The 21,433-nt window shown below is 36.6% G+C and carries 23 protein-coding genes and 1 riboswitch; of the genes, 9 read left to right on the forward strand and 14 right to left on the reverse strand.

Going from position 1 to position 21,433, the window contains the following annotated elements; genetic code table 11:
- Positions 1-13: 13 nt before the first annotated feature.
- Together ACIQ38_RS18490 and ACIQ38_RS18495 are read right to left on the reverse strand one after the other, a co-directional pair.
- Positions 14-979 carry a YihY/virulence factor BrkB family protein gene (locus ACIQ38_RS18490; RefSeq protein ID WP_402826496.1) on the reverse strand — a complete coding sequence of 322 codons (966 nt, stop codon included), beginning with the start codon at positions 977-979 and terminating at the stop codon, positions 14-16.
- A gap of 24 nt (positions 980-1,003) precedes the next feature.
- Positions 1,004-1,378 carry a YtxH domain-containing protein gene (locus tag ACIQ38_RS18495; protein ID WP_402826499.1) on the reverse strand — a complete coding sequence of 125 codons (375 nt, stop codon included), beginning with the start codon at positions 1,376-1,378 and terminating at the stop codon, positions 1,004-1,006.
- A gap of 203 nt (positions 1,379-1,581) precedes the next feature.
- Here ACIQ38_RS18495 and ACIQ38_RS18500 point away from each other — a divergent pair, with 203 nt between their 5' ends.
- Together ACIQ38_RS18500 and ACIQ38_RS18505 are read left to right on the forward strand one after the other, a co-directional pair.
- Complete coding sequence (locus tag ACIQ38_RS18500) at positions 1,582-2,949, forward strand: alanine/glycine:cation symporter family protein (RefSeq protein ID WP_402826502.1); 1,368 nt, start codon at positions 1,582-1,584, stop codon at positions 2,947-2,949.
- Positions 2,950-3,015: 66 nt separating this feature from the next.
- Positions 3,016-3,237: a DUF1128 domain-containing protein gene (locus tag ACIQ38_RS18505; RefSeq protein ID WP_402826504.1), complete on the forward strand. Its 222-nt coding sequence runs from the start codon at positions 3,016-3,018 to the stop codon at positions 3,235-3,237.
- A gap of 58 nt (positions 3,238-3,295) precedes the next feature.
- Here the strand turns inward: ACIQ38_RS18505 and ACIQ38_RS18510 are convergent, their stop codons facing one another.
- The 4 genes from ACIQ38_RS18510 to motA all read right to left on the reverse strand — a co-directional run bounded on the left by ACIQ38_RS18510 (position 3,296) and on the right by motA (position 6,969).
- The gene (locus ACIQ38_RS18510; RefSeq protein ID WP_402826507.1) at positions 3,296-4,204 is read right to left on the reverse strand and encodes a pseudouridine-5'-phosphate glycosidase; all 909 of its coding nucleotides are present in this window, start codon (positions 4,202-4,204) and stop codon (positions 3,296-3,298) included.
- On the reverse strand, positions 4,201-5,301 hold the full coding sequence (locus ACIQ38_RS18515; protein WP_402826511.1) for a PfkB family carbohydrate kinase: 1,101 nt from the start codon (positions 5,299-5,301) through the stop codon (positions 4,201-4,203). The genes ACIQ38_RS18510 and ACIQ38_RS18515 overlap by 4 nt, the downstream gene beginning before the upstream one ends.
- 107 nt (positions 5,302-5,408) lie before the next feature.
- The gene (motB, locus tag ACIQ38_RS18520; protein ID WP_402826514.1) at positions 5,409-6,182 is read right to left on the reverse strand and encodes a flagellar motor protein MotB; all 774 of its coding nucleotides are present in this window, start codon (positions 6,180-6,182) and stop codon (positions 5,409-5,411) included.
- Positions 6,166-6,969, reverse strand: coding sequence for a flagellar motor stator protein MotA (motA, locus tag ACIQ38_RS18525; protein ID WP_402826517.1), 804 nt, complete (start codon positions 6,967-6,969; stop codon positions 6,166-6,168). The genes motB and motA overlap by 17 nt, the downstream gene beginning before the upstream one ends.
- 192 nt (positions 6,970-7,161) lie before the next feature.
- Here motA and ACIQ38_RS18530 point away from each other — a divergent pair, with 192 nt between their 5' ends.
- From ACIQ38_RS18530 to ACIQ38_RS18545, 4 genes are all read left to right on the forward strand, one after another.
- Positions 7,162-8,394, forward strand: coding sequence for an aminopeptidase (locus tag ACIQ38_RS18530; protein ID WP_402826520.1), 1,233 nt, complete (start codon positions 7,162-7,164; stop codon positions 8,392-8,394).
- Positions 8,395-8,493: 99 nt separating this feature from the next.
- Entirely contained in the window at positions 8,494-8,628 is a 135-nt protein-coding gene (locus ACIQ38_RS18535) for a hypothetical protein (RefSeq protein WP_402826523.1), read from the forward strand.
- Positions 8,629-9,034: 406 nt separating this feature from the next.
- Positions 9,035-10,042 (forward strand): rod-share determining protein MreBH, encoded by a 1,008-nt coding sequence (gene mreBH / locus ACIQ38_RS18540; protein WP_402826526.1) that lies wholly within the window; start codon positions 9,035-9,037, stop codon positions 10,040-10,042.
- Positions 10,043-10,138: 96 nt separating this feature from the next.
- Complete coding sequence (locus ACIQ38_RS18545; RefSeq protein WP_402826529.1) at positions 10,139-10,708, forward strand: beta-class carbonic anhydrase; 570 nt, start codon at positions 10,139-10,141, stop codon at positions 10,706-10,708.
- A gap of 89 nt (positions 10,709-10,797) precedes the next feature.
- Here ACIQ38_RS18545 and ACIQ38_RS18550 read toward each other — a convergent pair whose 3' ends face one another.
- Together ACIQ38_RS18550 and ACIQ38_RS18555 are read right to left on the reverse strand one after the other, a co-directional pair.
- A complete protein-coding gene (locus ACIQ38_RS18550) occupies positions 10,798-11,343 on the reverse strand; it encodes a GNAT family N-acetyltransferase (protein WP_402826532.1) in 546 nt (181 codons plus the stop codon).
- A 6-nt stretch (positions 11,344-11,349) separates the two neighbouring features.
- Complete coding sequence (locus ACIQ38_RS18555) at positions 11,350-13,152, reverse strand: M3 family oligoendopeptidase (protein WP_402826535.1); 1,803 nt, start codon at positions 13,150-13,152, stop codon at positions 11,350-11,352.
- Between the two features lie 156 nt (positions 13,153-13,308).
- Between ACIQ38_RS18555 and ACIQ38_RS18560 the strand changes: the two genes are divergently transcribed.
- Entirely contained in the window at positions 13,309-14,037 is a 729-nt protein-coding gene (locus ACIQ38_RS18560) for a tryptophan-rich sensory protein (RefSeq protein ID WP_402826538.1), read from the forward strand.
- A gap of 23 nt (positions 14,038-14,060) precedes the next feature.
- Here the strand turns inward: ACIQ38_RS18560 and map are convergent, their stop codons facing one another.
- Both map and thiT read right to left on the reverse strand, forming a co-directional pair.
- Positions 14,061-14,810, reverse strand: a complete 750-nt coding sequence (gene map, locus ACIQ38_RS18565) for a type I methionyl aminopeptidase (protein WP_402826541.1) — start codon at positions 14,808-14,810, stop codon at positions 14,061-14,063.
- A gap of 47 nt (positions 14,811-14,857) precedes the next feature.
- Positions 14,858-15,439 (reverse strand): energy-coupled thiamine transporter ThiT, encoded by a 582-nt coding sequence (gene thiT, locus ACIQ38_RS18570; protein WP_402826544.1) that lies wholly within the window; start codon positions 15,437-15,439, stop codon positions 14,858-14,860.
- A gap of 63 nt (positions 15,440-15,502) precedes the next feature.
- Positions 15,503-15,594: riboswitch (TPP riboswitch) on the reverse strand.
- Positions 15,595-15,700: 106 nt separating this feature from the next.
- On the opposite strand from thiT, the gene ACIQ38_RS18575 reads away from it, so the two are divergent.
- Together ACIQ38_RS18575 and ACIQ38_RS18580 are read left to right on the forward strand one after the other, a co-directional pair.
- The gene (locus tag ACIQ38_RS18575; RefSeq protein WP_402826547.1) at positions 15,701-16,768 is read left to right on the forward strand and encodes a M20 family metallopeptidase; all 1,068 of its coding nucleotides are present in this window, start codon (positions 15,701-15,703) and stop codon (positions 16,766-16,768) included.
- A gap of 42 nt (positions 16,769-16,810) precedes the next feature.
- Entirely contained in the window at positions 16,811-17,137 is a 327-nt protein-coding gene (locus tag ACIQ38_RS18580; RefSeq protein WP_402826949.1) for a magnetosome magnetite crystal formation protein family, read from the forward strand.
- Positions 17,138-17,334: 197 nt separating this feature from the next.
- On the opposite strand, the gene ACIQ38_RS18585 is transcribed toward ACIQ38_RS18580, so the two are convergent.
- The 4 genes from ACIQ38_RS18585 to ACIQ38_RS18600 all read right to left on the reverse strand — a co-directional run bounded on the left by ACIQ38_RS18585 (position 17,335) and on the right by ACIQ38_RS18600 (position 21,387).
- Positions 17,335-18,204: an SGNH/GDSL hydrolase family protein gene (locus tag ACIQ38_RS18585; protein ID WP_402826549.1), complete on the reverse strand. Its 870-nt coding sequence runs from the start codon at positions 18,202-18,204 to the stop codon at positions 17,335-17,337.
- A 15-nt stretch (positions 18,205-18,219) separates the two neighbouring features.
- Complete coding sequence (locus ACIQ38_RS18590; protein WP_402826551.1) at positions 18,220-19,449, reverse strand: aminopeptidase; 1,230 nt, start codon at positions 19,447-19,449, stop codon at positions 18,220-18,222.
- A gap of 2 nt (positions 19,450-19,451) precedes the next feature.
- Positions 19,452-20,603 carry a DEAD/DEAH box helicase gene (locus ACIQ38_RS18595; protein WP_402826554.1) on the reverse strand — a complete coding sequence of 384 codons (1,152 nt, stop codon included), beginning with the start codon at positions 20,601-20,603 and terminating at the stop codon, positions 19,452-19,454.
- Between the two features lie 535 nt (positions 20,604-21,138).
- Positions 21,139-21,387, reverse strand: a complete 249-nt coding sequence (locus ACIQ38_RS18600) for a hypothetical protein (protein WP_402826557.1) — start codon at positions 21,385-21,387, stop codon at positions 21,139-21,141.
- Between the last annotated feature and the right edge of the window lie 46 nt (positions 21,388-21,433).

The raw sequence follows: 21,433 nt of genomic DNA on the forward strand, positions 1-21,433 counted from the left end.
AAAAGCAGAAGGGTCAGTTCCCTTCTGCTTTTTCTATGGCTATTTTACGTTCTTGTGTAACAGCATTTATTTGACCACCTATTAATAGTACAATTCCGGAAATGTACAGCCATAACATAAGTACGATAATCCCTCCGATACTACCGTATGTGGAAGAATAGTTTCCGAAATTATTAACATAATAAGAGAAACCTAGAGATACGATTATCCAGCCTATTGTTGCAAATGCTGCTCCCGGAAATACGCTACGTAGAAATAATTTTTGATTAGGTACAATCCAAAACAATCCAGTTAGAACAATTAGCATAATAAGAGGAGTAATCGTCCATCTTAAACTATTCCAAAGCTTCACAAATCCTTCTTCAAAGCCAAAATAAGAAAATAATATAGTACCAATCTGTTGTCCGAAAATTGGTAGCACAAGCATTACGACAAACAATATGATCATGAGTAATGTAAAGATAACAGACAATCCTCGTACGAGAAAAAATGGTCGAGTTTCATCCAAATTATATGATCTATTTAACGATTTTACTATTGCATTCATCCCATTGGAAGCTGACCAAATAGTACCTATTACACCAAGGGATAACAATCCACCATTTCTAGTTAGCAGTATATCTGAAATAGTTCCTTCGATAAGAATATATACATCTTGCGGCGCATAATTTTCTATAAAGCGAAATACTTGCGCTTCCTCCAAATTTAAATATGGTAATAACGTAACAATAAAAATAAGTAAAGGAAATAACGACAATAAAAAAAAGTAAGCAAGTTGTGCAGCTAATCCTGTAATATCCGTTTTTTGAATATGTACGATTAAATGCTTAAAGTATCCTTCCCATGTCGTTAAATCTTGGGGCTCTTCTGGCTTTTTATCCTTCTTTTTTATATTAAGAAATTTTAATTTACTAAACCAATTATTAGAGGAGGAAGAATGCCCCTTTAGTTGATGTTCTTGTTCTCGTTTATGGTTCATTCCATCCTCTCCTTTCATTGTTATTTATTGTTTGACGACGTACTCATCTGATTCCGATTCGACAATCGATTTGTATTCTTCTTTAGATTGTGCAAATGCTTCTTTCGTGTCGGTTAAAAGTGTTTTCACTTGAGGGGTCATTTCTTTTACTTCATTTACTTTTTGCGAGATATAAGTCGCATCCGAATTAATCTGTTCATAAAAAGATTTCCATTTTGTTAGTTGATCTTCAAGAGTCATTTTTAGTTCTTGTCTATTTGTACTATAATACTTTATTTGACGTCCAATACTATTCGATTTTTGGATAACTGCATTTCTTGTCTTTTCATCTAACATCGTTAATGCGCCACCAATAAGTGCACCACATACTACGCCTTTAACAAATTTGCTCTCACTCATCTCATAACCTCCGTTAAATAAGTTTCTATAAATTAATTATACCCCCGACTCGGAGGAATAAAACAAAAGTATTTTTTATTTCTATTTTAAAATTTATCTTGACTATAACTATAATTTATTGAATATTAGCAATAAGGGGAAATCTAATAGAAAGGTTAGAAATGTTCACTTTATAGCAAAATAGAAAATGGGGGTTTTAAAAAATGGAGAAGTTGAATGAAATTTTAGGAAGTATCTCTTCTGTAATTTGGGGAATACCACTCCTAATACTAATCGTTGGGACAGGTATTTATTTAACAGTACGAGTAGGTGTTCTTCAAATAAGGTTACTGCCTGCAGCGTTAAAACTAGTATTCTCTAAGAAGCATGATAAGACAGCAGAAGGGGACATTTCCCAATTCCAGGCACTTACTACTGCTCTCGCTGCAACAGTTGGTACCGGTAATATCGTTGGGGTCGCAACTGCAGTTGTACTTGGTGGTCCAGGTGCAGTATTTTGGATGTGGGTTTCTGCATTCTTTGGGATGGCAACAAAATATAGTGAAGCTATATTAGCAGTAAGATTTCGCGTGAAAGACGCTAAAGGTCAAATGGCAGGTGGCCCGATGTACTATTTAGAGCATGGGCTTAAGCAAAAATGGCTAGCTGTATTGTTTGCCATTTTCGGTGCACTTGCAGCATTCGGTATAGGTAATGGAACACAGTCTAACTCTGTTGCAGGAGTTGTAAAATCTACGTTTGGTTTAGATACTTGGATTACGGGAGCGGCTCTTATGATATTTACCGCACTTGTTATTCTTGGTGGTATTAAGTCAATTGGTAATGTAACAGCAATTTTTGTTCCTATTATGGCAGTATTTTATTTAATAGCTGGTTTACTTGTTATGGTTATGAACATTACTGCTATTCCAGAAGCATTTGCTACAATTTTTAGAATGGCGTTTTCTGGCGAGGCCGCACTGGGTGGGGCAATTGGTGCAGCTATTCGTTATGGTATTGCGCGTGGGGTATTCTCTAATGAAGCTGGTCTAGGTTCGGCTCCTATTGCTGCAGCTGCTGCAAAAACGGATTTACCTGGAAGACAAGCACTTGTTTCGATGACCCAGGTATTTTTGGACACATTCCTTATTTGTTCCATTACTGGCGTTACAATCGTCATGTCTGGTATGTATAAAGATACTAGTCTTGCTGCAAATGAGTTAACATCTGTAGCTTTCGGACATTTTTTAGGTGACTTTGGACCATATGTTGTAGCGATTGGATTAATCTTTTTTGCTACTTCCACTATTTTCGGTTGGGCTTATTACGGTGAAAAATGCTTCCAGTACTTATTTAAAAATCCTTCTTTATTAATTATTTACCGCATCGCATTTGTTATTATGGTACCTATCGGAGCTATCGTTTCGCTTGATCTTATCTGGACTTTCTCAGATATCGCAAATGGCTTGATGGCGATTCCGAACTTAATAGGTTTGCTTGGACTCTCTGGTATTGTAGTATATGAAACAAAACGTATTCAAGAAAAGTTAAAAGAAGAAAAAGCTGAGGCTAAAGCTACCAAATCAATATAGTATTTGACAATTGAACTAGAGCGTGAAATGATAAAGTTCTAATGTATGAAAGGTAGGTACAAGAGAATGAATTTATCAGAACCCACTGCTGAAAACGTTGCGTTTATGATTGAGACTATAAAAGAAAAACTTCGCATGGTAAATGTCGATGCAATGAAATCAGAACATTTTAATGCATCTCAATATGAAGATCTAGTCTATCTATATGAAATGGTGAAAAAAAGAGATTCTTTTAGCCCAAGTGAAATGCAAGCAATTGCCGCTGAACTTGGAAGCTTACGCAAATAAAAAATTCCTTCCCAATATAACGTTGGGAAGGAATTTTTTCGTTTGCGACCGTTTAAAATTATTTGTTTAGTTCAACTGCGATTTGAGCTCCAACTTTTGCATTGTTATAAACAAGCTCAATGTTTGATTCTAATGATTTACCTTCCGTTAATTCTTTTACTTTTCCAAGTAAGAAAGGTGTCACGTCTTTTCCTTTAATGCCGTTTTCATCTGCTTCTTTTAAAGCTGTATGGATGATGTCATTGATATATGCTTCGTCTAATGAGAATTCTGCTGGAATTGGGTTTGCAATAATTGCTCCTCCGTTTAATCCTAACTCCCATTTTGTTTTAAGCATTTCTGCAACTTCTTTAGGCTCGTCTAAACGGAAGTTAGCTGCAAATTGGCTCGTTGCTGTATAGAATGCTGGGAACGCATCTGTTCCGAAACCTACTACTGGCACACCTTTTGTTTCTAAATATTCTAAAGTTAAACCGATATCCAAGATAGATTTTGCTCCAGCGCATACTACTGCTACATTTGTAGAAGCTAGTTCTTCTAAATCAGCCGAAATATCCATCGTCGTTTCAGCACCTCTATGCACGCCACCAATACCGCCTGTTACGAACATTTTGATACCAGCAAGTTCAGCACAAATCATCGTTGTTGCAACTGTTGTAGCCCCGATTTCTTTAGAAGCAACTACATATGCAAGATCTCTTCTCGATGTTTTTCTTACATTTTTACTTGTAGCAAGCGTTTCAAGATCTTCGTTTGAAAGTCCGATTTTAATCTCGCCATCCATGATCGCAATTGTTGCTGGTACTGCTCCATTATCACGAATAATTTGTTCCACTTTTTTAGCCATTTCTACGTTTTGTGGATAAGGCATACCGTGTGAAATGATTGTTGACTCTAAAGCAACGATTGGTTGTCCTGCTGCCATTCCTTGTTCTACTTCTTGTGAGTACGTTAAATATTGTTTCATAATATATATTCCTCCAATTCATTATTTAAACCGATTTTTGTAAGTTCCGTACGAACCGTTTCAGGGGACTGAAGTGTTTTATTGGCATTGACCATTCCAGTTTGTACTGCTTGTTTTACTTCCATGCCTTCTAGCCATGCATGTAATGTTCCCGCTACAAATGCGTCTCCTGCACCTGTTACATCTACTATATTATCTGCATGAATTGCTGGCGCTACAGTTGTTTCAATCTGCTGTCCAGCAAATACGACGCCTTTACTCCCACCTGTGACAACTACTTGTTTGATCCCTTTTTCTACAAATAACTCTGCAGCTTTTTTCCATGACGACTCATCTTCTATAGTCATTCGGAAATAAGTTTCCGCTTCGTCTTTATTTGTTATTAACCATTCAATTCCTTCTAAAGACTCTGGCATTCTGTTCATCTTCGGAGAAGAAACCGGAATAATTGCGAGTGGTATTTTATAACCTATTGAAATAGTTTGGACATATTCAATAACATCTTTTGGACAATTCATATCAATGATTAACAGTTGAGCTTTTGTTAAATGTGTTTCTTGTTTCTTCAAGTATTCCACTGTAAATTGATCGTAAATATCCATATTCGCTAATGCAAACAACATTTCTCCATGCGTATCTAATATGGCGGAGTAAGTCCCTGTTTGATAATTTGCTAATTTTTCTACTGAGAACAAATTCATCCAAGGGCTTGATGCTTTTTCAATGGATTCATATTCCATATCATTTCCTACCACAGTAAGCATACGCACACTATGTCCTAGTCTCCCCAAGTTTTCTGCAATATTTCTTGCAACGCCACCAATGCTTTGTAAGCTAGTAGTTGGATTGGAAGTCCCCATTTGTAAGTTGCTTTTCACTATATATTTTCTATCGACATTCGCTCCACCTATACAAATAATTTCTTTGTTTTCCGGTAAAATATAGGCTCTTCCAGTTATTTTCCCGCTTTTAATAAGCCCAGAAATAATATTAGCAACAGCTGGCCTAGACATATTTAATTCATTGGCAATTTCTAACTGAGAAGCGTATGGATTCTTTTTAAGATAGTTCAAAATCTTAACTTCTTTCGAGTCCAATTAATTTCCTCCTTTCACTCAAGAATGAACTTTTGTTTTAATTATAAACTTTTGTTTCAAAAAGTCAAAAGAAAACTGACAACAAAATGAGTTGTCAGTTAGTAGTATTACTGTGGGGCATCATTTAATGTACCATCTTCTAACACACGTGGTTGAATCAGTACTTCCACTCTTCTATTTTGTGCACGACCTTCCGCAGTATCGTTAGAGGCTACTGGTTTATTTTCTCCGTATCCTTTAGCACTAAAATAGAGTGGATCAACCGTATTATTTTCAACTAAAATTCTCAAAAAATTAACGGAACGCATAACACTTAGTTCCCAGTTAGATGAAAATTCATTACTTGAAATCGGAATATCATCTGTATGTCCTGTAATAACAACGTTTCTAGGCGGATCAAATACAAGTAAATTCGCTATATCTTCTGCAATTTGTCGATACTCCGGCTTCACTTCCGCTTGTCCCATATCAAATAGGATATTATCTCGAATGGTAACTAATAATCCTTCTCCTGTTAGTTCAGTAGCAAATTGTTTCTCTAATGCATTCACTGCAATATACTCATCTACACTATCTTGAATTTCCGCTAATGCTTGTTGGTCTTCTATATAAGCCGTGCTCTCACCATCTTCACCTTGACCTAAGTCATTAGGCGTGTCAGGCATTTGAATTGGAGATGGCTGTTCAAAAATACCAGTCCCTCCATCGAATACTTGGTTGAAGGCTTGAGACATTTGTTCCAACTTTTGTTGATCTACAGAACTTGAAGCAAATAACACGATGAAAAGAGCTAGCAATAAGGTTAAAACATCGGAATATGGAAGTAGCCAAGCTTCACTTACTTCTTCTTCATGCTTATGTTTTTTATGCTTCTTTGCCAAGGCCAGCCTCCCCGCTTTCATTTAGAACTTTTTTGCGCTCTGACATAGATAGGTAAGAAGACAATTTTTGTTCAATAACTCGTGGAGCATCTCCTTCTAATACGGAAAGAATACCTTCAAGCATCATTGTCTTTTGTCTAATTTCTTGTTTCGATTTACGTTTTAATTTATTGGCAAATGGATGCCATAAAACGTAACCAGTGAAAATACCTAGAAGTGTTGCGATGAATGCCGCTGAAATGGCATGTGCTAATTTATCAATATCACTCATATCACTTAACGCTGCTATTAGTCCAACTACTGCACCAAGTACACCAAGGGTAGGTGCATATGTACCAGCTTGCGTAAAAATTTGGGCGCCTCCAGAATGCCTTTCCTCTAATGCGTCAATTTCTTCTGTCAAGACATCTCGAATATAATCTGCATTTTGTCCATCAATAGCTAATGTCAGACCATTTTTTAAAAATGGATCTTCTACTTCTGTTGTTTTACTTTCTAATGCTAATAATCCTTCTCTACGAGCTAGATCAGCCCAACTTGAAAACATTTTAATAACTTCCACATCAGGTACTAGCTTTGACTCTTTAAAAATTACTCCAAATAGCTTTGGTACCCTTTTTAACTCACTTGTCGGGAACCCAATAACAACCGTTGCAATCGTTCCAAAAATAATGATTAAAATAGCAGCAGGGTTTAATAAGTTTGCTAAACCGGCCCCTTTTAATACCATTCCAACAGCTACTGAAACAAACCCTATTATTAAACCGAATACTGTAGACTTATCCATTCCATTTCCTCCACATTCTATTTCTGTACTTTATTTCGGCATTATTAAACATATTTGAATATCAATCTTTCTTTTCCTTCATATAAATGCAGTAAAATTGAACAAATTTCTACTTTTCTAATACGAATGATTATTGTCATATCATTCGTAAAACTGATACTATGAAAATATGCATAGAAAGGGAGTATGAATATGTCATCGTTTAAAACTAAATTAGAAAAATATGCTTCATTGGCAGTGGAAGTTGGGGTAAATATTCAACCTGGACAAAAATTATACATCGCAGCTTCTATTGATAGTGTAGAACTTGTCCGCTTAATCACAAAAAAAGCTTATGAAATTGGTGCTGGTCAAGTGTTTGTAGACTTCTCTGATGATGAGATTACACGCCTACGCTATGATTTGGCTCCAAAAGATTCTTTTGACTATTATCCATCATGGAAAGTACAAGAACGAGAACTATTAGCAGAAGAAGGTGCTGCGTTTATGAGCATCATGAGTCAAAGTCCTGATCTTTTAAAAGGCGTAGACACAGCTAAAATTGCTGCATTCCAAAAAGCAACTGGGCAAGCTTTAAGTAAATATCGCCAATATGTACAATCAGATAAAATCAGCTGGACAGTAATCGCATCTCCGTCCAAAGACTGGGCAAGCAAAGTGTTCCCAGAACTAGCAGAAGAAGAACAAGTCCCTGCATTATGGGAAGCTATTTTCAAAGCGGTTCGTGCAGATTTAGAAGATCCTGTCGCAGCTTGGAAAGAGCATGATACCCTTTTACACAAAAAAGTAGATTATTTAAATGATAAAAACTATAAAAAACTTCACTATACGGCTCCTGGTACAGATTTAACAATTGAACTTCCAAAAGGGCATGTTTGGTGTGGAGCTAGTAGTGTAAACGAAAAAGGCGAAGATTTCATGGCAAATATGCCGACAGAAGAAGTATTTACAGTTCCTTTGAAAACAGGTGTGGAAGGCTATGTAGCGAGTAGCAAGCCATTAAGTTATGGTGGAAATATTATTGACAATTTCAGCGTTACTTTTGAAAAAGGTCGTATTGTAAAAGTAGAAGCAGAGCAAGGTCAAGAAGTACTGGAAAATCTTGTCGCTACAGACGAGGGTTCTCACTATTTAGGAGAAGTAGCGCTTGTACCTCATGATTCACCGATTTCGAATTCTAATTTATTATTTTATAACACTTTGTTCGATGAGAATGCTTCCAACCATTTGGCAATCGGAAGTGCTTATGCTTTCTGCCTAGAAGGTGGGAAGAAGATGAGTCGTGAAGAGCTTGCGGAACATGGATTGAATGAAAGTATTACGCATGTAGATTTTATGATTGGTTCAGATCAAATGAATATAGATGGCATTAAAGAAGATGGCTCTACAGAACCTATCTTCCGCAATGGTAATTGGGCATTTTAAAACTATTTAACTACTGGTTTCGTTTCTAAATATTTCTTCTTACTTTTTCTAAGTAGATAAGCTATAATAGTAGTATCATAACTAGTGAGGTGTTTAATAATGGGCTTATTCACAGTTACAGTTCTTGGTTTTGCAGTATGTATAGGGATTTCAGGATATACAATTATTCATTACTTCGCTAAAGGCATGAACACACACGACGCTATCCAAGTAGATCCTAAACCTTCTAAATAATCCAAACAACCGCATTTTATGCGGTTGTTTTTTTTCTGTAGTTAAATATCCTTTGTTACCCAATATAATATTTACATTTTAGCATAATGTTTATCTTCGTCTTCAGAGTACTTTAGACTGGAATGTTTAGTAATACCTTTACCGAGGCTTCTAAATACAAAATGGGATGCTTGCTTATTTTTAACTAAAACAGATGTCATTACGTCTCTTTTTCCTTTCTTTTTGGTAACAATAGTATTTCAAATTTATTACAATATAGTACTATCACATCAATTTGCCGAATCTCATTAATCAAAAATAACCATTTTCTATTGAAACATACGTAAACTTCCAACATATAACATATGGCAAACGTCTATTTATCTATTATACTTGACTCAGGTACCATTGGATTGGAGGAACAATAATGTTTTCAAATGCACATATTGGAATAGATTTAGGAACAGCAAATACATTAGTTTATACAAAAAGCAAAGGCTTACTTATAGATGAACCTACAGTTGTAGCAGTGAATACAAAAACAAAAGAAATAGTAGCTTTCGGTGAGGAAGCAAAAAAAATGATCGGTAAAACACCTATATCAATTGAAGTAATAAGACCACTTCAAGATGGGGTTATTGCAGACTTTGATATTACAACTCAATTATTAAAACTAGTAATGCAAAAAGCTAGTAAGAAATTAGGTACTTCGCTTCGCAAACCAACTGTTATCGTTTGTACTCCTTCAGGTGCAACATCTGTCGAGCGTAGAGCAATTCAAGATGCCGTCCGACAAAGCGGTGCAAAAGAAGTACAACTAATGGAAGAGCCTGTAGCTGCAGCAATTGGAGCTGGACTTCCTGTAGATGAACCTGTTGCAAGTATGATTGTTGATATTGGCGGAGGTACAACGGAAGTTGGAATTATTTCATTTGGTGGCGTAGTTGCTTCTAACACAGTAAAATCTGCAGGTGATCGAATGGATGAAGCAATTATCCATTTTATTAGAAAAGAATATAATGTCATCATTGGAGAACCAACTGCTGAAAATATAAAGAAAACAATTGGTCATGCATTAGTCCCTCATACGGTAGAACAAATGGATGTGCGCGGAAGAGATGTTGTGACGGGTTTACCTAAAACGATCCATCTTTCTTCTACTCAAATTCAAGAAGTTTTAAAAGAATCACTTGAAATTATTTTAGAAGTAGTCCGTGCAACACTTGAAATATGCCCACCGGAACTTTCGGGAGATATCGTAGATCATGGAGTGGTACTGACAGGTGGCGGTGCCTTATTAAAAGATATAAAAGAATGGCTTTCAAGTGTTATTGAAGTACCTGTTCACCTTGCACCTGAACCGCTACAATCTGTAGCTATTGGAACTGGAAAAGCTTACTTCTTGTCTAGTCGTAAACAAAAAGTTGCTAAATAAAGTTGCTAACTACCGTTTTAAGTTGAAACAAATAACAAGCATTCCCCTCTCATTTAATATAAAATAAAAAATAAAGTAATTATTAGGGGGAACATTATGTCAAAGCTAGATGAAATTTTATCATTTAATAAATCTTTTGTAGAAAACGAATTATACAAACCTTACGTAACAACGAAGTTTCCCGATAAACGAATGGTCATTTTAACATGTATGGATACTAGACTTACAGAAATGATTCACAAATCAATGAATATAAAAAATGGTGATGTCAAACTTGTTAAGAGTGCCGGCGCCGTTATTAATCATCCATTTGGTGGTATTATGAGAAGCTTGATAGTAGCTGTTTATGAACTACAAGCAGACGAAATTTTCGTCGTTGGACATCATGATTGTGGTATGAGTGCAATCCAACCAGATAAAATAGTAGAAAAAATGATCGACAGAGGTGTAGATCCTCATACTTTCGATGTTTTAAAATATTCAGGTGTTAATATGGATAAATGGTTAGAAGGTTTTTCTGATGTAGAACAAAGTGTTTTACATAGTGTGGAGATGATTAGAAATCATCCACTCATCTTACCAAGCATTCCTGTTCATGGATTAATTATTGATCCAACGACTGGACGTTTAGACTTAGTTACAGATGGTTCTGTCGACAACAAGTAAATTATTTCCCGGGAAATCGACACATAAAAGCCAGTTGTTCAGAAATGGAACAACCGGCTTTTTAATTTTTTATAAAGACTCTTACCCTTTCAATATTCTTCACTCAGTGAAGCATACATATAATGGTCTTCCCACTTACCATTAATGAAGAGAAGTTTACGAAGTAATCCTTCTCGTAGAAATTCATTTTTTTCTAGTACTTTAATCGACCCACCATTTCGTGGAGATACATATGCCTCTATACGGTTTAAATGGACGTGTTCAAAACCAAATGATTTGACGATATGTACTGCTTCTGATGCTATCCCTTTTCCAACAAATTGTTCATCAATCGAGTAACCAATTAGTCCACTAGAAAAGGGCATTCTTTTTAGGCTATATAACGAGATATGACCAATCATTTTATCTGTATTATGCTCGAATATGCCAAAACCAAATTCTCTTTTTTCTTGCATCAAAAGCAGGGATTCTCTAATTTTCTCTCTTTGAACAGTAGTAGTGTAGTAGTCATCTCGGTGCAAAGGTTCATAGATGGACCAATAATACTTATTTCGGTAAACAAGATCTGCTAAACTCGGTGCATCTTTTATACTTAATGTCCGTAAATAACAAGTATCCCCTTCTAAGTAAATCAAGCTTTTTCACCCTTTTGCATTAGTCAATTGAATAAATTCGTTCACATCTTGAATGCAAAGGTTGATACCTTTTATCCAAAACGCTTCTTTCGTAATATCTTCCCCTAAATGCTTCATTGCTAAATCTTCTACTGTCATCACTGCTGTATCTTGAAGTAGAGCAATATATTTTTCTTCAAAGTTAGCACCTTCTGAAATAGCTTTCGCATAGATACTTAAAGAAAATAAATAGCCAAAAGTATATGGGAAATTATAAAATGGTACATCGGTAATATAAAAATGTAATTTAGAAGCCCAGAAATGTGGATGAGTTGTTTCCAATGCATCGCCATACGCTTCTTTTTGAGCAGCTTCCATTAGTTCATTTAATCTAGTTGCAGAAACGATTCCATTTTTGCGTTCCTCATAGAATCTAGTTTCAAACAAAAAGCGTGCATGGATATTCATAAAAAATGCAACACTACGCTGAATTTTATCTTCTAAAAGAGCAATTTTTTCTTCATCTGTTTTCGCTTCTTTTACTGCAGCGTCGGCAACAATCATTTCGGCAAACGTAGATGCCGTCTCCGCTACTCCCATTGCGTATTGACGATTCATCCAATGTACTGGTCTTAAAGCATATGAATGAAAAGCATGTCCCAATTCATGTGCAAGCGTTGAAACATTGGACATAGAGCCACTATACGTCATGAAAATACGAGATTCTTCTGATACTGGCATTCCTGTACAAAAGCCTCCTGGACGTTTTTTTGGACGATCTTCTGCTTCAATCCATCCTTTTTCAAAAGCATTTCTTGAAAATGCTGCAAGTTTAGGACCGAATTCTTTGAAATGCTTCAAAATGAACTCCGCACCTTGTTGAAAGTCCATCTTTTCCGTAGAAGCGCTTACCGGTGCATCCAAGTCATACCAGTGCATTCTTTTTTCGCCTAGCATAGCCGATTTTCTATTTAAATATTCAACGAATGGTGCTTTATTTTTGGCAATAGCACCCCACATTGCGTCTAGTGTCTGTTGTTTCATACGATTAATTTGCAAAGGTTCTTGTAAAACGGAATCCCACCCTCTTTTTTCGTATACAGCTAGTCGAAATCCTGCAAGATGGTTTAATGTTTTAGCGAAAAAGTCTTCTTTCTCTGTCCAAGCAGCCTCTAACGCGTCAAAGGAGTGTTTTCGAATAGCAGCCTCTTCGTGTGAGCTTAAATTATTCGCTTGTCCAACAGATAGCTCTTTTTCCACTCCGTCGATAGTTACTTTGATACGCATATCACCTACTAGTAAATCGTATAATTGACCCCAAGCATGATATCCATCAACACCCAGCGTTGTGATCATATCTTCTTCTTTTTCAGAGAGCATTCGCTTAGCTTCGTCTCTCCATTCGTTTAATACAAATGTAAAGGTAGAGAGTTCATTGGTTTGTAGCAAATCTTGCCAAAGGGATTCTTCAGTCTGACCTAGCATTTGTTGGATCGTAAGCGTTGAGGAAGACAGTTTTGCATAAAGAGACCCTACTTCTCCTTCTAATAATGCAGCTTGTTTATCCGTCGTATCTTGTGCTAACAAGCAGCCGATTACCGCTCCCCCTTCAGATAAATTCACTGCTATATCTTTCAATTTGTCAATCGTATGTACTATTTTATCTACATCTTGAATCGATGATGGAGTAGAAAAATTTTTTAGTTCCCCTTCAAAGGCCACCAATTTGTTCTTTACATCATCTAAGTGCTTTCGAAGTTCCGTTGAACTACTTCCTCCTACAAAAAAGGAGTCTAAATCCCATACAACCGAATAAGTTTCTGCATTCATTTAAATCTTCCCCCTATAATGACAATATATTTAGAAATTTAGTATACCATGTTTTTGACTTCCGATTATGCAGTTTTCGTCACATAATATTCATAATTGTAATTTGTCGTAGGTTTATTTCAAAGGTATACTTACTATATAGAAGGAGGAGATCGAATGGTCAAAATCATCCTTTTGATTTTAAGCTTAATCTCTACAATCACTGTGCATATACTTGCAAATGTACTTCCTATAAATGATCAAACAACTGTAAGTATTTTAAATAGACTTCCTATATTTTTCACACCTGCCCATTATGTATTTTTTATTTGGATTGTTATTTATCTTTTATTGGCAAGTTGGATTTGGAATAGTATAAAAGAGTATCAGGCTACTCGACACCTCCCTTTAAAACGGGTTTTACTCTTTGTCATTACTTCTATTTTACATAGTATATGGATTCTTTTTTGGCATTTTGAGCAGTTTAATTATGCTCTAATTACTATGCTTCTTTTACTTGGGACTTTATTTTTACTTTATACAACTTATCCAGTCAAACAACCTAACTGGATGAGCAGATTACCTATTTCTATTTATTTTGGTTGGGCATTTATTATGACCTTCATCAATCTGGATTATCTTTTGACTTTTTATGAATTCAGCGGTTTAGGAATTACAAAGTCGCTGTGGACAGTTATTCTTTTAACTATTGCTACAGCTATCGCTCTCCATTTTAGATATCATTTTGCAGATCGGGCGATAGTACTTGTTTTTATCTGGACTTTTTTAGGACTCGCCTGCCGTCATCTGTTTAACGAGTTACTCATATCAACTGCATCCATTTTTTTAAGCAGTGTGCTTGTTGTAGGTATATTTTTCATTAAAAAAACGCCACCGAAGGAATAATTTCGGGTGGCGTTTTACTTATTTTAATCTAATTTTGTTAAAAGAATTGGACCTTCTTTTGTTACAACAATTGTATGTTCGATTTGAGCTACCAATGATTTGTCAGGTGTGACGAACGTCCATCCATCTCCAGACTCCACAATATGCTCTGCTTTCGCCGAGATAAATGGCTCCACTGCAAGCACCATACCTTCTTTTAAAATCGTAGGATCCCATGCATCATAATAATTCAATACATGCTGTGGTGCTTCATGTAGAGATTTTCCAATTCCATGTCCCGTTAAATTCATAATAACATGTAGGCCATTGTCTTTTGCTTCTCTTGCAACTGCTTTACCGATTTGATTTAAGCGAGCACCTGTCTTCACTTTTAACATTGCACGGTTGAAGGCACTTTCCGCTACTGCACATAGCTTCTCTTTTTCTGGATAGCCGTCTCCCACAACAAATGAAATACCAGTATCTGCAAAGTAACCATCATATGAACCAGACACGTCGATATTGACCATGTCTCCTTCTTGAATAACACGTGACCCAGGAATGCCATGAGCAACTTCTTCGTTTACACTTATACAAGTATAGCCTGGGAAATCATACTCCCCTTTAGGTCCTGAAATGGCACCTGTTTCTGTGAACATTTTGCCTGCAATTTCATCTAATTCTTTTGTTGTGACACCAGGTTTTGTTGCCGCCTGCATCGCATCGCGTACTTCTGCCACAATTCGGCCGATTTTTTTTAACGCTTCTAACTCTTCATTTGTTTGTACAATCATCTATATAAGATCCCTTCTCCATTAACTGTACAATAATCATATCATATTTATACTCTATTCGGCAGTAAAAGGCGTGGTGCTTTTACGAACAACACCGTACAAATAAATGCTGCGACTAAAAATACTGGTATCATATAAGTAGAATTATAAATGACCGAATATAAAATCGGATTTTGATCTCCAGCGTATTCGCTAAAAAATAGAATACCAGACGTTACATGTGCTAAGTAACGGAGAAATGCCGCAACAAATGTACCAGCAATGACTGCTGTAATCATTTTCTTCGTATCTTTGTTTTCTAATGCTTTTATAAATGAAGGTCTAAAGAAACCAGCAAATCCTGCTACCATAAAGGCGATAAAATAATCGATTCCTACTTGAAAAATAACAAATATAAATGATAAAGGTGCGAAATAAGCACTGCCTGTTGCCACTTGCAATAAACCAATTAAAAATCCTGTAATTAATCCAGCAACAACTCCACGTCTGAAAGCAATTAAAATAACTGGTACAAGCACAAACGTAACTGATCCACCTTGTGGCATGCCAAACCCAATCAGGTCTAATACATATCCTAAAGCTGCAAATATAGCTATCTCCACTAATAATAAAACACGTTGATTTCTCATTGTACTCCCCTTTTTTGCCCACAAAAAAACGACGCCCGGGATAGACCCAGACATCGCGCGATTGTCAGTTTCCATCCACATCCCTACGCAAGCTTGAACTTACAGGTTCGAAGGGTACAATCTCAGCCGCGTAAGCGACGCCCCTTGTGGTTATGAATTATTTAGTTCGAATTCATTGTAGCCCAACAAAATAAGGAATGCAACCCCTCTTCCTTCATTGGTATACTTATAGAAATAATAGATAACGGAGGGGTTACTCAGATGATAGAGTTATTGCAAGATTTAATTCGCATGAAAAGTGATGATTTAGAAGGTGCAAACAAAGCGCTGTTATTTTGTAAATCTTGGCTCGAAGAACGTGGCATTACTCCAATAGTATATGAACATGATGCCAAATTCATGCTAGTTGCAGAAATAGGCAGTGGTAACGATTGTATTATATGGAATGGGCATGTAGATGTTGTTCCAGGTCATCCTGGACAATTTATCCCTATTATAGAAGGCGACAAGCTGTTTGGAAGGGGTTCTGCCGATATGAAAGCGGGAGTAGCCGCTATGATGCAAGCTTTTTATGAGCTCTCATTAGTTCCTCAAAAACTAAGGCAAAAAGTACAGTTGCATATTGTGACAGATGAAGAAACGTTTGGAGACACCTCGAAATTTCTAGTCGATCAAGGTTTTCATGGAGATTTTGTCATTTGCGGTGAACCTACCCATTTACATATTGGACTACAAGCAAAAGGAATTGTTCAGTTAGATGTGGTCCTAAAAGGGAAATCTAGTCATGGGAGTCGTCCATGGGAAGGGATAAATGCGATTGAGCAAGCATTCCTATTTGATCAAGAAATACACAAACTTTCTTTTTTAACAGCAAGTAATGCCTTTTATGATTATCCTTCTTTAAACTTGGCAAAAATACATGCAGGCGAAAGATTCAATGTTGTACCAGACGAATGTATTTTATCTTACGATATTCGCTTTGTTCCGGGGCAACATGCAATAGATATTATTAAGGAAATAAATGATACAGCTAGCAGTCTCTTTCCAACTAGCGAGGTAATCATCCATTCCACCGCTCCGGCCGTAACGACAGAAGAAAATAATGAATATGTAAAAAAACTACAACAAATAACAACTAGTTTAACGAAGCAGCCAACTAATTTATTTGGGCAACACGGCTCTGCTGATACTCGTTTTTATGCGGAAAAAGGAGCTGGTGCCATTGAGTTTGGACCGAGTGGTGCGGATTGGCATGGGGAAAAAGAATATGTTTCCATCTCATCTGTAGAGCAATTCAAACAAGTTTTAGTATCGTTTATTTTGGAATGATACTAAAATGAAAAGGAGATACAATAAGTGAATAATAGTAAAATGTTAAGTGCTCTATCCTATTTTAGTGTATTATTTGCACCATTCATTGTTCCAATTATTGTTTTTTTTGTTTCGCACGATAAAGAAGTAAAGTATCATGCAAAAAAGTCATTAATTTCACATATTATACCAGTCATATTAATGATTGTTTTATTTATTATCATTTTTGCAACGGTCATCCCTGCTTCGTATTCTATGAGCATGACTTTTGAACAACCTTCTTTTTGGATGGCATCTGGTCCTTTATTATTCATTCTTTTATATGCTATCGTTTATATTATTGTTTTAATATGGAATATTATACAAGGCATCCGAGTGTTAAGATAATGTTTATGCTTCACTCTTAATGGGAATATAAACAGCATAGAGAACAGCCAGGGAGAGATCATGATGAAAGTAAAATCTATCGTAAAAACTGCAATCAAATTAGCTCCAATCGTCATTCCAATTGTAAAAAAAGCAATACAAGCTAAAAAATCGACTAAATAATAAAAAGCTGTCTCCTTTTTTTCGGAGACAGCTTTTTAAATAAGTGGCTTTAACTCAGTTAACGAAAAATAATTATCCAGACCTTCTACTTTGGAAACTGGCGATGTTGCGGCTTCTTTTTGGCTATTTAAAATCTCTTCAAATGTTAAAGGATTTGGAATTGGTAGCTCGTTTGGTTGCACTTGCAAGCGTTTATTATATTGTGCCAAAAATGCGTTTGCCATTAGTCTATATCCTTCCATCGAAGGATGCACATCTGCTGGATTCGGAATAAGTTCTTTTGCTTGAGGTGCAAATGCTTCTTCTACGGATACAAATATAGCCCCATTTTCTTCTGCTTGCTCTTTTAATATTGTATGCAATGTATTTAATTCTTTTTGAACACCTTGTTTTTGCGATTCATGTACATGTGGGTAAGCAAAGTAATATCCCATTACATAAACTTTTGCTTTCGGAGCAGCTTCTTTCACTTCTTTTATAATTTCGCTGATGTTTTTCCTTACATTATTTAATGCAAAATCGGCTGGAATTTGTTGATACGAAAGCGATCCATTTGATGGGTTTGCTTGCACAAGTCGTAATAAATCATTTGCCCCAGCAGAAATTGTAACGAGCGTCGCATTTTTTAGTAATGCTTTTGCTTCTTCCGTTTGCACCGTCGATAACACATCCGCAGTAGTAAAACCTGGAAAAGCTAATTCTTTCGAATAAAAAGCAAGCGAGCGTGACCGTTTCAATTCCCCGGCGATTAAATCTGCATAGCCAGCATCTATTGCACGATTTGGCGTTTGCCCAGCGGCCAATGAATCACCGATTGCAATATACACTTCCGAGCTTTTTGCTTCAACTGATAAAGTCGAAAAAGGAAGCAGTAAAAAAACGATTGTAATAAACCATTTCCTCATGCAATGTTCCACTCCTTAAAATGCCCATGTACCTTTTCGGAAAATAGGCTCCATTGTGCCATCTTCTAGTTCACCCATAATATCCATATCAGCGCTACCAATCATAAAATCTTCATGGACAATCGACGTATTAAGACCGATTTGTTCTAGTTCTTCATGAGATAATCCGCGAGCTCCCTCCACACAAGTTGGATATGCTTCGCCAATCGCAAAATGATTCGATGCATTTTCATCAAATAATGTGTTGAAGAACAATACATTCGATGCGGATATAGGAGATTCATGCGGAACTAATGCAATTTCTCCTAAATAATTAGCACCATTATCAGTTTGTGTCAATTCGTGTAAAAGTTCTTTACCAATTGATGCCTCTATTTTTGTAATGGCACCATTTTCAAAAGTTAACGTAAAATCATCCACGATATTTCCTTGATATACAAGGGGTTTCTTATTTTTCACATAACCATTTACACCAGTTTTTAGCGGAGCTGTATATACTTCTTCCGTCGGCATATTAGCAATATAAGGAACATCCTGCGCATTTTTACTAGCCCCTGTTAACCATATATGGTCTTTTGGTAGCTCAACTTGGATATCGGTTCCTTCTGCTTTGTAATGAAGCTTTTTAAAACGCTTTACATTTAAAAGTGCGGCACGACTTTCTAAGTTTTCGATATGCTCTTTCCATTTTTGTACCGCGGTGCCTTCCCCAATTCTTACTACTTTAAAAATGAGATCCCATAATGCTTCCATTTGCTGATCAGCATCTAATTCCGGGAATACTTTAGCAGCCCATTTTTCAGATGGAATCGCAACGATGGACCAAGTTATGACATCATTCATCACTGCTTTTCGATAGTTTTCTAATGCCTTTCCCGCTGCCTTTTGAAAATTAGAAATTCGGTCAACTGACACGCCTTCTAACAAGTCTGGGTTGTCTGCATCAATCCATAATAATGCACCTTTGTTTTCGATTAACTCATCTCGTTGCATTGCCAACCATTTCGGATATTCATGAAATGCATCATCTGGGGCTAAATCGTAAAAAGCACGAGCGTTTACTTCATCCGTATAGTTTACGTCTACTCGTTTTGCCCCTGCTTCATAAGCTTTTTTTACGATAAGTCTTGTAAAATTGATTGTATCTGTTGTTGTCCCAATTAATAAAGGCTGGTCCTTTTGAATGTTTAAGCCAACTTTTACAACTAGCTCAGCGTATTCTTCTAGTTTTTGTTGGAAATTCATTTTTATTTCCCCTTTTTCTCTACAGTTTTAGAGTTGCCTTCTATTAATGCACCGCGGTGCCAGATTTTTTGAACTGGTTTGCTCGGAAGTTCTTTAGTCCATTTTTTATATGTTTTTTCATCTGAATAAGTTAATAAAGTCAATACTTCCCCATCTTTTCCTGCGCGACCAGTGCGTCCAGAACGATGTAAATATTGTTCGATTGAATGGGGAACATCTACATGGATAACATGAGTTAATCCAGAAATATCTAGACCGCGTGCGGCAACATCTGTCGCTATTAATATGCTAACTTTACCATTTTTAAAATCGTCTAATGCTTTTTTACGTTCTTCTTTTTTCATTTCTGAATGAAGTGAGACGATTGGTGCATCTCTATAGGTCAATTTGGAATCTTTCATTAGTAACTGGTCTAAACTATTTACAAATGCAAGTCCTTTCATTCCTTTTATATGCGAAAGTCTTCTTAAAAAATCTGTTTTATCACGAGTCTCTGTTTTAACAAAACTGTGGATGACTTCTCCTTTTGCAGGAATTTCTTCTGCTGCAACTTGAATACGAATAGGATTATCCATCATTCGTTCTGCTACTAGTTCAATTTCATCGGTAATCGTGGCAGATGTAACAACGAGTTGTCTTTCTACAGTTGCATCGATTAAACCTTTGACAGTCGTGCGGTGTTCCCTACTTAACAGTTGGTCCCCTTCATCTAATACAATTGTATTAATTTCATGCATTTTAAGTTTTTTTGTTTTTACAAGTTCTTGCAGTCGCCCTGGTGTTCCTACGACAATTGTCGGCTTCTTTTTCAGTGTGTCTATTTGTCTTTGAATATTGGCTCCACCGATTAGTTGGGCAACGGTAATGTCAGTACCTGCAATCCATTCCCGAAAAACTTCAATAATCTGCATGCCAAGTTCTTGAGAAGGAACAACGACTAATGCTTGTACTTGTTTCTTGGTAGGATCTACTTTTTGTAAAAGCGGTATTACATACGCTAATGTTTTCCCTGTTCCTGTTGGAGATTCTGCTACTATATCTGAACCATCCAACATATGCGGGATTAGTTTTGTTTGTATTGGCATCTCAAATGCGAAATTTGCTTTCTCCCATTTTTCTTGTAATGGTTTATTTAAATTTTGTAAAAAAGTCAAGTTTTATTCCACCTTATCTATGTTTGATTCAAGTGTACCACATTTTTATTATCGGCAATTAGCGTTTCGGAATTGAAAGAATTCACTAATAAAGTGTAAATGGACTTTAAATATGTCCTGTTTGCCGCTACTACCGAAAAAGGGTATTTTACACAATATAGGGAGAATGTGTCGTAGTGAGTTGTATGAAGTGTCCGCAGGGATTTTCGCAGCAGGACGGACGCTTTCCGGGGGGGGAGTGATGAGCCTTCACCGCCGCGCCTACGCGCGTACGTTGGGAAGTCTCATCTTACTCAGGCAGAGGAACAAAGGCTAAGAACGCCACATCGTGTGGCAATGCCTTTGTGACCAACCTCCTGTTGGCCTCCTTCGGAGTCGCCGCCCTGCTGCGAAAATTAATGGAAAATACTTACTTAGCAGTGTCCGAAATTAACAATAAATGGTTGATTGAGACAATCTTGCCTTTGAACACGACACACTAGTCGAGCAGATGTAGGCCAGGCAAAATCGGCTGGCTTTTAGGCTTATTATTCCTCTAATATGTCGAAATCATAGCCATCTCAATACAAGTAAACTTGCTATTGTAAGAATTAGTTGCTTTCATCGGCAATTTAGTTGCTCTCGTGCTGATTTTAATTGCTTTCATACTGAAATTAGTTGCTTTCAATAGCTTTTTAATTGCCCTTAGCCATTCTTTGGCATTTTGCTCGTAGGTGCGAGACCCTGCAAGTGCGTTAGCGACATAGCGGCTCGTCACTTGCCCAGCGGAAATACAATTGAGCATACTAAGACGCATTTTCCCTAAAAAGAGACTTTCTATAGATTTTATA

The organism is Psychrobacillus sp. NPDC096389 (assembly GCF_044762855.1).
Lineage (GTDB): Bacteria > Bacillota > Bacilli > Bacillales_A > Planococcaceae > Psychrobacillus.

Coding starts and splice junctions, on each gene's coding strand:
- motA (WP_402826517.1), bottom strand. CDS start 6,969: ATGGATAAGTCTACAGTATTCGGTTTAATAATAGGGTTTGTTTCAGTA.
- ACIQ38_RS18600 (WP_402826557.1), bottom strand. CDS start 21,387: ATGCTCAATTGTATTTCCGCTGGGCAAGTGACGAGCCGCTATGTCGCT.
- ACIQ38_RS18555 (WP_402826535.1), bottom strand. CDS start 13,152: ATGAATGCAGAAACTTATTCGGTTGTATGGGATTTAGACTCCTTTTTT.
- mreBH (WP_402826526.1), top strand. CDS start 9,035: ATGTTTTCAAATGCACATATTGGAATAGATTTAGGAACAGCAAATACA.
- ACIQ38_RS18580 (WP_402826949.1), top strand. CDS start 16,811: ATGTTAAGTGCTCTATCCTATTTTAGTGTATTATTTGCACCATTCATT.
- ACIQ38_RS18530 (WP_402826520.1), top strand. CDS start 7,162: ATGTCATCGTTTAAAACTAAATTAGAAAAATATGCTTCATTGGCAGTG.
- ACIQ38_RS18535 (WP_402826523.1), top strand. CDS start 8,494: ATGGGCTTATTCACAGTTACAGTTCTTGGTTTTGCAGTATGTATAGGG.
- ACIQ38_RS18545 (WP_402826529.1), top strand. CDS start 10,139: ATGTCAAAGCTAGATGAAATTTTATCATTTAATAAATCTTTTGTAGAA.
- ACIQ38_RS18500 (WP_402826502.1), top strand. CDS start 1,582: ATGGAGAAGTTGAATGAAATTTTAGGAAGTATCTCTTCTGTAATTTGG.
- map (WP_402826541.1), bottom strand. CDS start 14,810: ATGATTGTACAAACAAATGAAGAGTTAGAAGCGTTAAAAAAAATCGGC.
- ACIQ38_RS18575 (WP_402826547.1), top strand. CDS start 15,701: ATGATAGAGTTATTGCAAGATTTAATTCGCATGAAAAGTGATGATTTA.
- thiT (WP_402826544.1), bottom strand. CDS start 15,439: ATGAGAAATCAACGTGTTTTATTATTAGTGGAGATAGCTATATTTGCA.
- ACIQ38_RS18510 (WP_402826507.1), bottom strand. CDS start 4,204: ATGAAACAATATTTAACGTACTCACAAGAAGTAGAACAAGGAATGGCA.
- ACIQ38_RS18495 (WP_402826499.1), bottom strand. CDS start 1,378: ATGAGTGAGAGCAAATTTGTTAAAGGCGTAGTATGTGGTGCACTTATT.
- ACIQ38_RS18590 (WP_402826551.1), bottom strand. CDS start 19,449: ATGAATTTCCAACAAAAACTAGAAGAATACGCTGAGCTAGTTGTAAAA.
- ACIQ38_RS18505 (WP_402826504.1), top strand. CDS start 3,016: ATGAATTTATCAGAACCCACTGCTGAAAACGTTGCGTTTATGATTGAG.
- ACIQ38_RS18585 (WP_402826549.1), bottom strand. CDS start 18,204: ATGAGGAAATGGTTTATTACAATCGTTTTTTTACTGCTTCCTTTTTCG.
- ACIQ38_RS18560 (WP_402826538.1), top strand. CDS start 13,309: ATGGTCAAAATCATCCTTTTGATTTTAAGCTTAATCTCTACAATCACT.
- ACIQ38_RS18490 (WP_402826496.1), bottom strand. CDS start 979: ATGAACCATAAACGAGAACAAGAACATCAACTAAAGGGGCATTCTTCC.